The 16,366-nt window shown below is 51.8% G+C and carries 17 protein-coding genes; all 17 read right to left on the bottom strand.

All coding sequences use genetic code 11. From position 1 onward, the window contains the following. Positions 1–16: 16 nt before the first annotated feature. Positions 17–1,078, bottom strand: coding sequence for an S-methyl thiohydantoin desulfurase family protein (locus MJA45_RS04165; protein WP_315606031.1), 1,062 nt, complete (start codon positions 1,076–1,078; stop codon positions 17–19). Positions 1,079–1,091: 13 nt separating this feature from the next. Then, a complete protein-coding gene (locus tag MJA45_RS04160; RefSeq protein ID WP_315606030.1) occupies positions 1,092–2,723 on the bottom strand; it encodes an OPT/YSL family transporter in 1,632 nt (543 codons plus the stop codon). 157 nt (positions 2,724–2,880) lie between these two features. Then, the gene (locus tag MJA45_RS04155; RefSeq protein ID WP_315606029.1) at positions 2,881–3,780 is read right to left on the bottom strand and encodes a DMT family transporter; all 900 of its coding nucleotides are present in this window, start codon (positions 3,778–3,780) and stop codon (positions 2,881–2,883) included. Then, positions 3,773–4,432: an aspartate/glutamate racemase family protein gene (locus MJA45_RS04150; RefSeq protein WP_315606028.1), complete on the bottom strand. Its 660-nt coding sequence runs from the start codon at positions 4,430–4,432 to the stop codon at positions 3,773–3,775. Before MJA45_RS04150 ends, MJA45_RS04155 begins: the two co-directional genes overlap by 8 nt. 142 nt (positions 4,433–4,574) lie before the next feature. Continuing rightward, positions 4,575–6,119, bottom strand: coding sequence for a PucR family transcriptional regulator (locus MJA45_RS04145; protein WP_315607931.1), 1,545 nt, complete (start codon positions 6,117–6,119; stop codon positions 4,575–4,577). An 841-nt stretch (positions 6,120–6,960) separates the two neighbouring features. After that, a complete protein-coding gene (locus MJA45_RS04140; RefSeq protein ID WP_315606027.1) occupies positions 6,961–7,515 on the bottom strand; it encodes a hypothetical protein in 555 nt (184 codons plus the stop codon). Between the two features lie 167 nt (positions 7,516–7,682). Then, positions 7,683–8,111: a GNAT family N-acetyltransferase gene (locus MJA45_RS04135; RefSeq protein WP_407083139.1), complete on the bottom strand. Its 429-nt coding sequence runs from the start codon at positions 8,109–8,111 to the stop codon at positions 7,683–7,685. 149 nt (positions 8,112–8,260) lie between these two features. After that, positions 8,261–9,055, bottom strand: coding sequence for an SDR family NAD(P)-dependent oxidoreductase (locus MJA45_RS04130; protein WP_315606025.1), 795 nt, complete (start codon positions 9,053–9,055; stop codon positions 8,261–8,263). A gap of 74 nt (positions 9,056–9,129) precedes the next feature. Continuing rightward, positions 9,130–10,134, bottom strand: a complete 1,005-nt coding sequence (locus MJA45_RS04125) for an AraC family transcriptional regulator ligand-binding domain-containing protein (RefSeq protein WP_315606024.1) — start codon at positions 10,132–10,134, stop codon at positions 9,130–9,132. A 353-nt stretch (positions 10,135–10,487) separates the two neighbouring features. Further along, positions 10,488–10,649, bottom strand: coding sequence for a hypothetical protein (locus MJA45_RS04120; RefSeq protein ID WP_315606023.1), 162 nt, complete (start codon positions 10,647–10,649; stop codon positions 10,488–10,490). A gap of 234 nt (positions 10,650–10,883) precedes the next feature. Continuing rightward, complete coding sequence (locus MJA45_RS28595) at positions 10,884–11,048, bottom strand: DUF1871 family protein (protein WP_407083138.1); 165 nt, start codon at positions 11,046–11,048, stop codon at positions 10,884–10,886. Between the two features lie 153 nt (positions 11,049–11,201). After that, on the bottom strand, positions 11,202–12,080 hold the full coding sequence (gene rarD, locus MJA45_RS04115; protein WP_315607930.1) for an EamA family transporter RarD: 879 nt from the start codon (positions 12,078–12,080) through the stop codon (positions 11,202–11,204). Positions 12,081–12,291: 211 nt separating this feature from the next. Beyond that, positions 12,292–12,981 carry an aspartate/glutamate racemase family protein gene (locus MJA45_RS04110; RefSeq protein ID WP_315606022.1) on the bottom strand — a complete coding sequence of 230 codons (690 nt, stop codon included), beginning with the start codon at positions 12,979–12,981 and terminating at the stop codon, positions 12,292–12,294. A gap of 324 nt (positions 12,982–13,305) precedes the next feature. Then, a complete protein-coding gene (locus MJA45_RS04105) occupies positions 13,306–13,887 on the bottom strand; it encodes an LOG family protein (protein ID WP_315606021.1) in 582 nt (193 codons plus the stop codon). Positions 13,888–13,905: 18 nt separating this feature from the next. Beyond that, a complete protein-coding gene (locus MJA45_RS04100; RefSeq protein ID WP_315606020.1) occupies positions 13,906–14,226 on the bottom strand; it encodes a MazG nucleotide pyrophosphohydrolase domain-containing protein in 321 nt (106 codons plus the stop codon). Positions 14,227–14,621: 395 nt separating this feature from the next. Then, the gene (locus MJA45_RS04095; protein WP_315606019.1) at positions 14,622–15,521 is read right to left on the bottom strand and encodes an aldo/keto reductase; all 900 of its coding nucleotides are present in this window, start codon (positions 15,519–15,521) and stop codon (positions 14,622–14,624) included. A 59-nt stretch (positions 15,522–15,580) separates the two neighbouring features. Further along, a complete protein-coding gene (locus tag MJA45_RS04090) occupies positions 15,581–16,336 on the bottom strand; it encodes a DUF6612 family protein (RefSeq protein ID WP_315606018.1) in 756 nt (251 codons plus the stop codon). Between the last annotated feature and the right edge of the window lie 30 nt (positions 16,337–16,366).

The following is a 16,366-nucleotide window of genomic DNA, read 5'->3' as shown; positions in this document are numbered from 1 at the left end:
CCATCCTGTGTTGAGCTTAAGCCAGATACGGAAGGACCGGTTTCCCGATGATGTCCTCGACCGGCTTCAGCAGCTTCTGGTTGTACATGGTGGTGCTGAGCAGCAGATTGTGTTTCGTTACAGTGATCACGGCCACCTGCTGGCCTTTCTCGATGGCGGCGGTGATGACCGGCTTGGCGGTTCGGGCATCCAGCGTCATGATCAGGTCCGGGAAGGTCGAATAGCGCTCACCGTCCTTCTCGAGCGTCATGTACTCGTTCCAGAAGGTCATCTCATATTGGTTGTCGATCACGACGGTTCCGACATCGAATCCTCCAGTCGTTTCAAGCCGGAAGTCCGTGACCGTACCGGTCGTGACCACCTTGCCGCCCAGCTGGCGGACCACGGCGTCGATTGCGGCCTCGCCCTTCTGCGACAGGAGCGCCTCGCCGACTTGGATCGCCTGCGAGATCGCGCCCGGCGCGCCGTTCTGCTTCGCGTAGCCGGCGGTGACCGGGTTGCGGGCGACCGCCACCAATCCGCCCGCCTCGACGGACGCCTTGCGGATGAGGGTGGCGGACCGTTCGAGCGAGCCGGACAGGCTCAGCTCTAAGTAGTTCGCGCCTTTGCCGCCCACGCCCGCCTGGTGGGACACATACCCCTCCACTTCGGACAGGTTCAGGGAACCCATCGATCCCGTCGGATGGGCCCGTCCGTTGCAGGCAAAGTCCACAAGCGGGATGCCGGTGATGGCGGACTGGAACCATCCGTTCACGGTGGTACCGGCTCCGTTCTCATTGGTATGGAGCCCCTGGATCGGCCTGCCGATCTGCTTCGAAAGCAGCTCCAGCGCCCGGGCATAGTGGATCGGCATGACATACTGGTCCTTGGCCGCGGGCGCGCCCACCATGGACACGGTCACAAGCAGGTCGCTGTCCGCAAACGAGTCGATCGGGGTGAGCTCGATCGGCCCGACCTCCAGAGCCAGGCGTCCGAGCTTGAGGCCTTCCTCAATCCAGCCTCCCCCGCCGCCGCCCAGCACGGCTCCGCCATATACCGCGTACTCCACCATCTCGCGGTCTATTTTTAGGTTAGGCATCAGGGAATCTACCTCACTTTCTGAACTTGAATACCGAGTTGAAGAAGCTGTAAAGCGCATCCCCTGCGATAAACCCGGCCGCCATGATGCTCATCGGCGTCTCGGCTTCCTTCTTCCAGATGGCCGTTACGATGAGCCGGATCGCGATACCGGCGAGCACCGCCCAGCAGGCGTTCGGCGTAAGGATCAACAGACCGGTGGCGAACAGAACCCCGAGCTGGCGGCTCGGTCCGCCGATCAGCTGGACGATCGCGCCTGGAATCGCCCACAGCAGCAGCTGCTTGGCGACATCCGGCGAAGCACCCGCCTTAATGGTCGAGACATACACCTTGTCGATCGGCGGCACAAGATTTTGCGCGAAATAGGAATTGTAGGTGGCGACTACGGTCAAGAGAGCCACGCCGAAGGCGATCATGCCTGTGATATACTGCTGCTTCCGTCCCGCCAGCTCGTGCTCGCGGTCGGCCCCGTTGCCCCGCAGAATATGGCCCGTCTTGAGGTCATAGCCCATATCGGCGAACGCCGGACCGGTGGAAGCGCTGAAGCCGGCCAGAAGAGCGAGCGCCACCGGCGGGAAGCCGACCAGCATGCCGAACAAGAGCGTGATGAAAGCGACGGCAAAAGCCGGGAACCAGCCGGAGTGCATCGCCGCAATGCCCACGATCAGCTCGTGGATGAAGGCGGCGAAGGCGGCGAAGAACAGGAACCCGATCAGCATGCCGAGGGACATCTTCGTCACCAGCCCGCCGAGAAGCGCAATGACCAGGGCCACAACCAGGTAAGCGACGAAGCCGAGGCCAAGCGCGCGCTTTGCTTCGTTAATCGGACGCGTAAGCCGGGCATCATCGGCTGCTTCTTGTTTCCGTGCGGCTTCGCCTGCAGCCGGGTCCTTCTTCCGCCCCCGGAAGATCAGGATGGACACCTGAATCAAAGCGACAATGCCCGCTCCGATCATAATGCCGTGGGCGATATACAGCTTATTGACGTCCACGTCGAACCACGGCACGGAATACTGGCGGATCATGAGGCCGATGCCGAACATGGTAAGTGCCCAGATGTTCCCAATAAACGCCACCCCGAAGGCCGACATCGAAATGTGGAACCAGGAGCCGATGAGGCCGATGGCCGTCCCGATCCCGAGAAGCCCGGCACGCTTGCCTCCCTTGTCCCCCGCGAGGATCGATTCCGCAGTCGCCACCCCTGGCGCCCAAGTACCGGAAGCCGGGAACAGTTTGGAGTCGAAGAGCTTATACAGGAGGCCGGCATCCACGAACATCGCAAGCGCGGCCCCGATGAGCATCGGCACGATCAGCTCCGGCGTCCCCATGGCGAAGGGAATGCCGATCGGAATGAGCAGGGAGTTCGCCGCGCCGAAGGTCGCCGACGAAATCGAGGTCTGCACCAGGTTTTGCCGGTGAATGGATTTGTATTTCTTGAATATGGTAACCGGGATGCGGGCGATCAGCATGGCGACCAGCGCCCCGATAATCGCTGTGTTCGGCGTGACGCCGAGGGTGGTGACGATCTGCATGCCGATGATGGCGCCGATCACCGCCGTCACGATGTTCAGAAGGAGGGCGAACGGTTCAAAGATACTCGGGTGCTTCTTTTCCTGTTCCTCTTGCTGCAATGGATCGTTTTTCATTAGATAATCCCCCGTTTCCTCTAGTGCCTTAGCCGTAAGTGTTGTTCTGCTTCCCTTTTCATTTTCGTGCGCCTAGAGAGATTCTCTCTTTCTTAAGGATGGCCAGTCCCCTCCGCCCTTTAAACCAAGCCGGTATAGGTAACCATGTAAACATTCCCTAAAGCTTCCTCTTCCCGCTCCCTCGGTTCCACGTTCCCAGCATCACGCCCGCGAAGACGAGCAGCGCCCCGGTTACTTTGCCTGCGGAAAGCGCATGGCGGAAAAGAATCAGATCCAGCAGCATCGTCATCATCGGCTGAAGGTTCAGCACGATCGCGGCCTTGGCGGCGCCGACGGTTTGCATGCTTTGGTTCCACCACACGTTCGTCAGCCCCTGCGCGATCAGGATGGAGCCCAAGGCAAGCCCCCAGATCCATAGGGAATGCTTCCATTCAATCGGAACATAAGCCAGCACGAACGGGTCGAACAGCAGGCTGCTAAGCGCAAAGCTGTACACGGTGACGATAAAGGGCGCGAGCCGCCTCGACAGGATGCGGATGAAGATCAGGTTGCAGGAGAACGTGAACGTCGCGCCTAGCATAAGCCAGTCCCCCGAATGAAGCTGGAAGCCGGTGAGCCCTAGCGCCTGGGAGATTCCTGCGATGGCCACGAGGCTGCCCGCGATCATGCGCCAAGTCACCCTTTCCTTAAGAAAAAGTGCGGCGAGGCCGGCCGTGATGAGCGGCGCCAAGGTGAACAGAAGCGAGGCGTTCGTAGCCGTCGTCCGTTTCAGGCCCTGGTACAGAAAAAGCTGGTTGGCGATAAGCCCGACCAACGCCGACAGGAGCAGGAACAGCATCTCTTTCCGGTTCACCCGAACCGCCGCCTTCGTGGCAAGCGCCCAGACGAGGAAGACGACGCCTATAACCGTCAGGCTCAGCGCCGAAAGAAAATACGGCGAAAATTCCTTAAGCAGAATTTGACGCGAAAGGTAGTTCAGCGACCAAATGAAGACGCACAGGAAGAGGAGCGTGTAGGAACGGGCCGGTGTATAGGCCCGGGAATCCGAATCAGACAACCGCCCTCTCCCTTTCCAGCTGCTTGTACAAGGCGGAGGCGAGCAGGCCTTCCGCCTCGACCGCATCGATCACGAGCACGTTCAGCTCCTGCCGCAGGACATCGGCAAGGCCAATTGTCGAGAAGCCCGTGCAGGCGAAGACGATGACCTCCACCCCCTGCTCCATCAGACGGCGGGCGGCGGCAATCGCCTTCTCGCCTCCGGCCGGAGTCATCAGGTCGGTCGTGTTCGTGACTTCCTCCGGCTGGAGGTAGGTCACCAGCCTGTCGCCGAGCAGTTCCTGCATGACGGCCGGCGCCCCGTCGGTAATGCCCATTACGCCGACCTTCCGGCCGACGGCGAGCGCCAGGTGCGACGCCGCGCTACCCGCTCCGATGACGGGGACCGCCACCTTCTCGCGAAGCTCCCGGATGGCGGGGTCCGCCGCGCAGCTGATCACCAGAACCCGGCAGCCTTGGGCTTCCAGGCTCTGGCCGAGCTCCACAATCTTTGGAACGGCGGCCGCTTCCGTCTCGTCGTTGTAAATGCCGAGCGGCTGATCCGGAATGCACCGGCTGATAACCGGCACTCCATACAGACGCGAGATCAACTTCCCGTGCTGCTCCAGCACTTCCTCATTCGACGTGGTCAACACACGAATCAAACCGATCATGGCCTGTCATCCTTTCCAGTTGTAATGGACTAAACGGAAAAAGTGTTTTTTTCATTGTATCCGCCACCAAATGTGTCAACAATGTGTCGAGACGCCAAAATGCACAAAGACCTCTTGTGCTCGCAGCACAAGAGGTCGGATTTTAGTCAGACTTTTTCAGCAAATAAAACGCCGTGCACAAATAATAAACGAACCGGTTCAGCGCATTATCCAGGTCGATGTCCAGAATTTCCTTAATCCGGTCGATCCGGTATTTAACCGAGTTCCGGTGCACATACATCCGGTTGGCCGTCTCGATCAGGCTGCCGCCGGTGGCCAGGTAATAATAAAAAGTGGTGATCAGGTCGGTTCCGTTCTCTTTGTCATAAAGGGACAATTTCCCTATTTTCTTCTCGAGCAGCGGATCGAATTGGACATATTCCGAGGATTCAAGAAGCAGGTGGAACATCTCCACCTCGTCGAAGGTGAAGGTGTGCCGGTCCTTGTCCAACCGGGCCCCGAGCGTGATCGCTTTCTTCGCTTCGATGTAGCTGCGGTTGACCTCCCCCAAAGGGCGTTTGCCGCCGAACCCGGTGCACACCTTTCCGCCCTGTTCCAGCAGCGGGCCTAGGAGCTCACTCCACTCCCTGGCGGGCTCCCTGCCTAGTGCCGGCTTCCGGTCTAGGCTTCCTTTGGCAGTGGCCAGCAGCAGCACAAGCCGTCCCGTCTGCAACTGGAGGTGGCAGCGGACCTTCCGGCGGGCGGCCTCCTGGTGAACGAGCTCGCTCACCTTCACGAACAGCGGGCTGCTCTCGTCCAGGACGCCGTCTTCCCCCTCGATCATGCACACCTCCCACAGCCAGTCCGGCTGCAGGCCCAGCTGCCGCGCTTTGTTCTCCACCTCCTGGCGGGATAGCGGCAGGCCCATCAGCAGCTCCTCGAAGAAGCTGCCGCGCAGCCGCTGCTCGGTGTCGTGCTCGGTTTTGCGGCGCATGAGCTCCAGCGCGAAGACGAGGCGGGCCTGCTCGATGCAGACCAGCTCCAGCTCGTCCAGCTCCTCCTTGCCCACAACCAGCCGGCCGACCGACCGCTTGTCCACCGTGACGTCCCATTGGCGGCTTCCCGCAGAGGGCTCGTAGGGGGCCGATGACGGAGAGGACACGAGCAGCTCGCCGCCGCTGCCCACGATCCAGATCGGGCATTTTACCAGCTCGGCCACATTATCCGCCACTACCTGAATGCCGCTGTTGTTCAGCACCAGCGCCGTGAGCGTCTTGTATACCTCTTCGGACCGCCGGAGCAGCGCCGCCTGCTTGTCCAGAATCTGCTCCATGACCGTATAGGTAATGTCAATATAGGGCGTTTCGTTCGGGATCTCGATGATGGGCACCTCGTACCGGCTGCTGAGCTCCAGCACCTCCTGGGGAATCCCGGTCATGAACCGTTCCGGCTTGATCCCGAGCGCCGCGGCCTCCGCCTGCGCCAGCTGCTCGACCAGATCCAGAAGCAGCTTCGGATCATGGCGGATGGAATAGCCCGTCGTCAGAATAAGCTCGCCTTCGCGGAGCCAGTCCTTCACGTCCGGCACTTCCATAATGTCGATGTAGCGGACGATGCGATCGAGCCCCTGATCCCCGCTGACCAGCTTCGCGTTCTTCAGAATGGGCAGCTTCAGCAAATCCTTAACCGTCAGCCCTTTGAATTTCATGGTTGTCACCTGCCTCAGGCAGAGTATGAGTATGTTCCTTCATTGTACCATATGGCCGGGACGGGTCCGGGGCTTCGGGCTTGTCCTGTTTTTGGCAATACAAAAAAAACCTCGCAACGGCAGCGGGAGGAGCATCCTGTCGGATGTCCGGTTATCCGCTGCCTTCGCGAGGGGATCGTAACGTTTAGGATCAGCCATATCATTTTTTAAGCTTGCTATTGAACTTTTGTACCCGTTAGTTCAATTACTTAAGGTATTGCGTTTCATTTTCAGGATACTTCGTGCATTACAATCAGGACATGATAAATATCTTTCGAAGTCCAATGGATTCACATTACTTTGAATGTCCTTTACTTGTAAATAAAAATGCCCACATTCAGGACAAACGACTTTTTCGGATGGGTCCTTACCTAAAACCTTTGCAGCGTCTAACTAATTTTGGTTCATAATTCGCCTTCTTACTTATTATTTTTATCTTCATTATCTTTGCAATTCCAATGATGTCCCCCACGTAATCTTTAGTATCGGTTTGGTTTGTAATTCCAATGGAATAACAAAATTATCTTTGTTAAATTCGATAATTAGACTTTCAAAATTATTAGCCCTTTTTATAGTGAGGTTATGAATATTCTCTAAGAAGAACTTGTTTATTTTTTCATTCCCAAGATAGTTCAGGGATTTTAATCGTAATCACCATCGTTTCTTTCTTGTGTAAATATCTTTATTGATTCGTGAATTAATTGAACCCATTACTTTAACAAACCAGGGACAGCTACCTTAGGCTATCTGCTCCCTGGTTTGTTGCGCCCTAGCTCTCATGCTTGTTAACAATCAAAACTAATTAAAAAATGAATGCTTCCCTAAAAATTTTCCTTTTATTTGTATCTAACTCAAAATCATAATTAATCAATTGTAGAGTAGCATTGTGGGGGAGATTCATTATCCCCCCAAGATCATTTATTTGCGACAGAATCTCTTTTAATGTTAACCCTTTATCAATGTTCTTTACAGCTGAAAGAAGTGAGTCTTTTTCCTTTTCATAATTAATATTAACACCCAAATTATAAGCTGATTTTATCCGCTCTATCTTATAATCCTCAAACTTCTTATACTGTTTTTCATTATCACGAAAAAATTTCGTGACATATTCGTAAGTATCATATGAAATATGCTTACAGAATGAAGCAGCACAAGACTCCCATCCTAGGGAAAACCGAAGATTTGAGGAAAATGCTTTCTTTAAAACAAATATTGGATCTGGCAGGATGGCTCCAATTTCGAGTAGCTCCTTTTTAAAACAATGCGTGGTTTCATCAACATACCTAGGGTGGATCTCTATGATCTGAAATACACCTTTAGAATATCCCGTTACCCAGTCACCTTTAGAAAACTCCATGCAAATACCTCGGAAAGTAAATTTTTTACATCCTTATCTTAGCATAACTTCATTGAAGAAATCTGCCTGTTACTGGAGCAGCAACTATTGCAAAGCAAATAGGCGATGGATCGGTTCATCACCGCACTCTCGTTTCACTTTAGCTGAACGTATATTGATTAAATTCGTTATGTCACAATGGATAATTCCATAAATATTTCAGCAATATCATTATCATTGTATTTTGGTATCTCATAAAAGCCAAAACTTTGAAATACAGACATCGCTTTATAAGATTGTTTCTCAGTGTCCAACCTCAGCTTTATTAATCCAGCTTGTCTTGCAAATTCTATTATTTGGCTCATCATGCTTTTACCGTAACCCTTATCTTGATATTCAGGTAAGACGAAAAACCTCTTTATTTCACCAATTCTGTTTTCAGAATCAATACCCTTCAAACCAATAGTCCCAATAACACTCTGTTCTTTCTTCAATAACCAGAATCCGCCTCCCGTTTCAAAATATAGCCGTTCAATACTTCTAATATCTGAATGCGACCCTTCAGGATCAAAGACATATCCTCTGGAAACATACATAATTTTCATAAACTCTTCCAATTGATACTGGTCTGATCTAATGTATCTTTGTAGCAATAAGCATTCCCCTCTCTTTTGTATTCAACAAAATGCAATCAACAAAACTGCCCGTTAGCGGAACAAGCGGCCGCTTGTTGTCGTTGCGTTATCGTCCCCGTTAGAGCAAAAAATTAAAATATTGTCGGTACCATTCCCCCATCTATGCGGATCGGGGATCCTTTGAAGGCGGAGGTCATTGGGCTGCAAATGAAAGCAGTCAATCGGCCGATCTCCACAGGTCTTATAAACCGTTGGATTTCGGATTGAGGCAGGTTCTTCGTCATAAAGTCTTTCTCTTTATCCTCGAAGGTCATCTCTTCGTTCGAATAAATGCTCTCGATGATCTGCTGCACGTTTTCGGAGAGGGTCGGTCCCGGCAGGATCGTGTTCACTGTAACTTCGGTGCCGCGGGTCAACTTGGACAAGCTCTTGGACAATGACAACAGCATGGATTTGGTCACACCGTATTGAGGCATCTGTCCGGAAGGCATGACGGCTTCCTCACTGGCGATGAAGATAATACGGCCGTATTCGCGACTAAGCATGGAAGGCAAATAAAACTTGGTTAAGTCGTTGGCGGCGAGAAAGTTCGTGCGGAAGTACTTTTCCCATACGGCATCGTCTACGTCGTCATAGGACATGATCTCATAGATGCCCATGCTGTTGACGAGGATATCGACGTGGGGGAAATTTGCGAATAAAGTTTCTCTTTGCATCGAATCGACGAGATCGGCCGTTGCATTTCGAGGTTCCGTTTCCGGGAACGCCGCTTGGATCTCAGCCACCGTGCGCTCTACGTCATCGTTGTTCCGACCATTTATGAGAACATGAACGCCTTCCCTGGCAAGTTCAAGGGCAATCGCTTTTCCTATGCCTCTAGTTGATCCCGTTACTAAAGCTGTCTTATTCTTCAATCCCATATCCATCTGCCTGCACTCCTTATGTCTAGGATAGGGATCATGATACATCGTTTCGCCTACCCGGTAACTAGCACGGAGCGTCAATTTTCTTGCGCGACGCGCCAATTGGTGGGAGTATCCCCTTTCCATGAGCGGAACGCGCGATAAAACGAATTTTGGTCCTCGTAGCCGACAAGAAATGCGACCTCTTTGACTTCCAGCGCGGGGTCTGCCAAGTAAGCGACGGCCATCTCCCGCCTAGTTTTCGCCAGCAACTGCTTAAAGCTTGCGCCTTCTTCCGTCAGCCTGCGCTGCAAGGTGCGCTCGCTCATCCCCAACTCGGAGGCTACGGTTTGAATGTCGATTCGCCCTCGAGCTAGGCATCGGGTTAAGATCCACTGCACCTTAGCGCTCACGGTGAGCTGGTTCTGTCGTTCTTCCAGCGTACGATCCAAGGCGGGAGTCAGAATCTCGAGAAGCTCTTCGTTGTACGACGTGAAGGGGCGGTCCAGATCATCGCTATTCAGTATTAGCCGATTGCGTAGCGTCCCCATCCGAACGCGGCAACCGAAAAAACTTTCAAGGGCTTGAACGTCGCCCATGGGGTTTATGAATTCGACGGAATGTGCCTTCAGATGACGGCCGGTTCCCCGGCGCCCTAACTCAAGCAGGTAGGCGAGCGTAATGCCGACAAGCACCTGCGGTCCGGGAAGCTCGGCATGCTGCCACTCCAGTTCAATAGAGCATTGCTTGCCTTCTTCCTGAATCCTCAAGTTTTCCGGAGGGCACATTTGCTTATAGCGCGCCATTCGGTTCAGCGCGTCCCGGTAGTCGCGAGCGTGAAAGGTCGCCAAAGCAGCCGGTGGATACTGAGCTGTCTCGTACGCGGTCGCAAGCTTAACGATTCCTGTAGCGATGTCTCCGACTAGTTCGGAATAGGCTTGCCAGATCGAATAATATTGTGCGGTCGTGACTAACGGTTCGGTGATGACGGTTAGCGGTAGACGTGCTTGGCGCGCTACATCCATAGGTTCTACCCCTATTCCCCTGAGGCTAGTCCAGAAACCTGGCGAGATCTTGATACGGTCTGCGGAAGAAGCATTCATAGCTGTCGACCTCCAAGGACAAAGTCCAACTACAATAATCCACGGAGCCCGTGGCCCATTGATTCCTCTGATTATAGCCTAACCGTGCGGGGTGAGGCCACCTGGTTAACCGGCATTCCATGAAAACAACTGGGGAGACGCTTCCGGCCTACTGTGAGAACGAAATTCTGAAGATTGGGTGCATGTAAATTAACATGATTTCAAAACCAGATTGTTATTCTTGCAACTTGGACAATCAGAACGCTCCAAGTTCCTCAACCTTCCGAATATCCACCATATCATGTTTCTTAGCTTCTATCCCCAGCAAATAAAAAATCCGACCCGTTTTGGTTCCGACTTTTGACTTCTCCTCATTATAAAAAAATGGAAATTCGCCATAAGAGTTTCGGATTATCTTTTGGATCCCAATCAACTAAGGCCCTTACGCCGCTCTTAGCAATTTTCTTTACTACTCCGTGGATTAGGTATTTATCTTTCTTGTGCTTTACAATATCACCTGGTTTTATGGATTCCATGCAATTATTCCCCCCTACTTCTTTGAACTTTGACTACATCGGTGGGCTATAGGGTGATATTGAGCACTCTGCACCGGGTGGGATTTGCTCCACAACGAATATTAGAATTGAGGAAAATCTCAGTTTGCCGCTTAGGCAAGCTTATGCTTCCAATTTACCTCGGAAAACTTATGCTTCTAAAATGAAAAAGCCCTTTAATTTCAAGGGCTTTTTCAGAATTATCCAAATAAATTTTTAAGGATCGCCGAAAGCTCGGTATAGGATATCCTTTATTTTAACAGCAAGCTTTTCTGCAGTGGTTGTGCCGGAAAGTGCAGTAACTATCTCGCGAATTTCAGTTTCGTATTCGTCGTCAGGACAATGAGTAGCAAGCAAATCAAAGGGGTCCCACCTATCAATTGTTTCTTAAACTAACAAAAACAGATTCATGTTAACCCCTTTAATTTTGGGAAGATTGGTTTGAGCGAATCCGGGCACGCCACAAACGGAAAACGGCCATCTCCTCAGGTGGACGAAAATGGCCGTTATGGCGGTGACGGAGCACCTTTGCCGTCAGTTCGTCTTCACGACTCTCGTGCCGCGAACCGATGCTGTTGCATATACGGCGAGCGCTGTCCAGATGAGCGCGAAGCCGGCGAGCAGAACCGGTGAGACCGATTCTTTGAACACGAATACGCTCAGAAACAGCATAATTGTCGGTCCAATGTATTGTACGAAGCCGAGCGCTGACAGCGCCATCCGGGCCGCCGCCCGCGCAAAGAAGAGCAGCGGCAGCGCCGTTACTACGCCGGACAGAAGCAGTTCGACGAACGTGGACGCGGGCAGCGTCCATGCGGTCGTCTTTCCCACGGCGGCCAAGTAGATCCAGTAGCCAAGCGCGACGGGCAGGACGACAGCCGTCTCCGACAGCAAACCTACAGAAGCGTCTTGCACGATCTTCTTCTTCGCGAAGCCGTACAAGCTGAACGACGCGGCCAGCGAGATCGCGACCCACGGGAACCGCCCGTAGTCGATGGCGATGATGAGCACCGCGGCGCCAGCGATGGCAATCGCGAGCCATTGGCCTCGGTTTGGCTTCTCACGAAGGAAGACGACCGCCAGCAGCACATTTAACAATGGGTTTAAGTAATAGCCGAGACTTGTCTCGACGACATGCCCGTTGTTGACCGCCCAGATGAAGATGAGCCAATTCGCCGCTATCAGTAGTCCGCTGGCGGTGAGCGACAGCACTAGCGCGCGGCTAGCCGCAATTCGCTTCATGTCGCCCAAGCGGCGCTGGATGGCGACAAGAATACCCATGAAGACGAACGACCAGACGACCCGATGGGACAGAATCTCGCCTGCCGGCACGTCGTTAAACAGCTTCCAATAAAGCGGGAGAACCCCCCACATGATATACGCGATAATGGCGTTGATCAACCCGTTGTTCATAATCATTTCCCCGCTTCTCGCTCCAATGTCTGAACGGATTATACTCTTCGATCCGCGCTTAAGCAAAGGAAATATTTGGTGTGGCGGCCGGCAACGGCGCCCCTGTTCGGCTGCTGTTGTGTATTTTGAGCTATCGTATCCGTTAGTTCAATTCACATTACAGATGCAGCTTGTTCGAAACAAAAAATACCCACGGGCTAATCAAAAATAACTAAAATATTGCTATCCTGGCTGCTTTTTCTGCATGAATCTGTGTCGTATCAAAGACTGGTAAAGAAGTGTCTTCTTGCTGTATAAGTAATCCTATTTCAGTACATCCCAAAATTACACCTTGGGCTCCTTGTGAGGCAAGTCGTTCCATGACATCAAGATACTTTTTCTTGGACAGTTCAGAAGCTATGCCTAGACACAGCTCATGATAAATAATGTCGTTGACCACTTCAATTTCCTGCTCATTCGGAATCAGTACTTCAATCCCTGAATCAATCAGTTTCTTTTTATAGAAGTCTTGCGTCATGGTGTATTTAGTACCTAGCAGCGCAACCTTTTGAACTTTATGCTGTAGCAATTTGCTTGCAGTCGCCTCAGCGATGTGAATAATGGGAATATCAATATTGGCTTGAATTTGTGGAGCGACTTTGTGCATGGTATTCGTACATATGACGATGAAGTCCGCTCCGCCCTTTTGTAAATTTTGTGCTGCTTCAGACAAAATGGCTGCGCTCTTATCCCAGTCGCCATTCACCTGACATTCTTCAATTTCAGCAAAATCTACACTGTACATCAAGATTTTTGCTGAGTGTAATCCGCCTAGTTCTTTCTTAACAACTTCATTCACAGTCTGATAATATCGTGCAGTACTTTCCCAGCTCATACCACCAAGCATTCCGATCGTTTTCAAATGTGTATTTCCCCTTTAATATGTGATTAATGAACTTTATTCATAGCTTTTGACGACAACATCGTTTAATTCTAACAAAGAGAAAAAGATATATAAAGCTCCGAGAATCTCAAGTGTTGACTTTACCCGAATTACCAACAGAACTTAATGTATATAAAAGTATAGATTTAAATCCATTAAAGTAAACTGCCCTTTAGCTTAAAAGGCTGCCACACATTTTCGTGGCAGCCTTCCCAACTCCCCTTATTTAACTATCGTATCCCGTTAGCGTAATGAAAAAGCAGCCGTAGTTTGGCTGCCTCTGCTCAAATGGACGTTCAAAAATTAAGTGCGCTGTTCGGTGAGATATGTTTTGACTGAAGGAGCCTTATAAATCGAGAACTGCTTCAGAATCCCCTCTGGAGTATTATCTGTAATGACCATAGCACGATACTTCGATTGCATGAAATGGTCGCGTTCCATAGCATCAAACATGGAGACAAGTGGATCAAAATATTGATTGATGTTCAGCAATCCACATGGCTTTTGATGCAATCCTAACTGACCCCATGTAAAGATCTCAAAATACTCTTCTAATGTTCCAGGTCCACCAGGAAGAGCAATAAACCCATCTGCCAATTCCGCCATCTTTGCCTTACGCTCATGCATCGAATCCACCATTATAAGCTCTGTTAAGCCCGTATGCGCTATCTCACGGTTTTGAAGAAATTGAGGGAGTACTCCAATAACAGAACCTCCATGCTCCAGCGCAGCATTAGCAACAATCCCCATTAGTCCGACATTAGCTCCACCGTAAATTAGAGTGATTTGTTGTTTGGCAAGCTCTTGTCCTAATTTAAGTGCGTTTTCTTTATAAATTGAAGAAGCTCCTTCACTAGAACCACAAAATACAGCGATTGATTTCATAACCCATCTCCGTTTGTTTTAATTTTCTGAATAACGTGCCTGAAGCTTTTGTTTATGTGATATCAGGATATCATCAAGCGATATATCATATTTATTAGCGATCACAATGAGATTTCCTAAAACATCTCCAAGTTCTTCTGTTAATTCAGATTTATTCTCTTGAAATGTGCCTACAACCTCATCTGGACGATCCCTACCAATCTCTAATGCACGAATTGCACGAGCTACTTCCCCAGTTTCCTCAGCAAGAAATCCAATACGGACAAATATATCTAAGTCTGACCAGTTACGATTCTTATAATAATCCTTAACCCATTGTTGAAATTCAATGATATCCATGTTTCCCTCCAACATAACAAGATTGCTCGATCTCAAAAACTCGAAAATCATAATACCATATTGAAGTTTAATAATCTATTTAGCCAATTTCATCGGTTGCTTTCTGTGAATTAATCATTGGAACTAACCTAATCTGCCCTTTAGCTTAATGAAACCGGCGGCCTATCATTAGAGCAGCTGCCGCCCGATCTGCTCTCTGGTTTCCAGTCTACTTGCTATCCATTCATGATGGCTTCTTACATGCAAATGACTATTTGGGTATTCTTCTCCATAAAGAAGTGCTAAAACTGCCTCATCATGGTTACCTGTTATCATAGAAATATCAATCGCCCAATAAAAAACCAAACGACACTAAGGAAATGTCGTTTGGTTTCTCTGGTAACCACCTTCAGCCGTCAGATAATATCGAGCGGCTTTTTACGTGTGGGCGGGGGAAACGCCTCATCGAGCTTCCTCTGCTCCTCCTCCGTTAACGAGAGGGCCGCCGCACGGGCATTCTCGAGAACATGCCGCTCCGTCGAAGCCTTCGGAATGGCGATCACGTCCCCGCCGCGGATGCACCAGGCGAGCATGACGGAGAACGGAGAGACCCCGTGCCGATCGGCGATCTCCCGGACGGCAGGGTGCGTCACGAGACCTTTTCGAAGAGAGCCCGCCTGTGCCAAGGGGCTGTAGGCCATGGCCGGAAGCCGATGCTCCCTCATCCAAGGCAGCAGGTCATACTCGATGCCCCGGGAGCCGAGATGGTAGAGCACCTGATCGGTCGCGCAGCGGGTCCCGCCCGGCAAGCCGAGCAGCTCCTCCATGTCCGCCTGATCGAGGTTGGAGACACCCCACCGCAGGATTTTGCCCTCCTTCACCAGCTTCTCCATGCCTTCGATCGTCTCACCGAGGGGCACGCTCCCCCGCCAGTGAAGCAGATACAGATCCAGCCGGTCGGTCTTCAGCCTCCTTAAGCTGTCCTCGCAGCTGCGGGCGATCCGGCCCCGTCCTGCGTTATGGGGGTACACCTTGGACACGAGGAACACCTCGTCCCGGATCCCTTCGATCGCTTCGCCGACCAGGGACTCGGAGAGTCCTTCTCCGTACATCTCCGCCGTATCGATTAGGTTCATGCCGAGCTCGACCCCGAGCCGGAGCGTGCGGATTTCCTCCTGAGCCGCCGCAGGGTTATCTCCCATATTCCAGGTCCCCTGCCCGAGTCTCGGCACCCGCGTCCCGTCCGGAAGCTCTACCCGGCTTTCGTTCAAGCTTTTCCGGATGCGGTCCCTCTCGTCTTGACCGATGGTCGCCATGTTCTCCACTCCTTCTCCGTATAATGCCCGAGATAGTCCGAGCCTTGTCTCTAACCCGGCTATTTCGACGGCTGGGATGCGGCTTCCCGGATCTCTTGGGGAATGCTCACTTCGTTGATTTTATTGAACTGGTCGTAACTCAGGTCCACCCGGAGGGTGACAGTCTGCGCCGCATTGTTAGCCGTGGCTTCATAGTGAAGCTCCCGGATAAACAGGGTTTCCTTGTCCACTATTGTTTTCAGGTCGGAGTGAACCTGGCTCTGGTCTACGCCCTTGAAGTTTATGGTAAAAGGCTTCTTAAAGGCCTCATAAACATTGCCGCTCTCCCCTGAATAGGACAGGGAGTATCCCTCTTCCCGTGGTTCGACGGACAGCTCCGACTCGATTTTCCTCAGCGCTTCGACGAGATCCGCATGGGTGGCTTTCAGCAGCTCTTCCTTTTGCAGCCGGGCGGAAACATCCTTCCAGCCCTGTTCGTTCTCATTGGAAAGAATCAGCTTCCCTTGCTTGTAGAGCTCCGTTTTCCCCTGCTTGCCGCTTCCCTTATTCGTGGTGACGTAGGAGGAGTGAAGGTCGGGATCTTCCTTGGCGATGTATTCGACCGCTCCCTCTACCGTTTCTTCGGACTGTACGAGGCTCCCGCTCTTTACCTGTGCGGTTAGACGGAGCTTCACCTGGTAATTGGCTGCTTTGTCTGCCTTCTCGGCCATCGCGGCCACGGCTTCCTCCTTCGGCAATTCCTTGGCGTTGCTGCCGCACGCCGCCGTCGTTAACAAAGCCAACGCTGCCAGTGTAACGCCTACCATTCTTCTCATCGTGCAAGTCCCCTCTTCTTTTTAAGTCAT

Source organism: Paenibacillus aurantius, from assembly GCF_032268605.1.
In the GTDB taxonomy this organism is placed as follows: Bacteria; Bacillota; Bacilli; order Paenibacillales; family NBRC-103111; genus Paenibacillus_AO; species Paenibacillus_AO aurantius.
The sequence above is the reverse complement of the archived record's forward strand: the minus strand, read 5'-3'. Positions and strand labels throughout refer to the sequence as shown.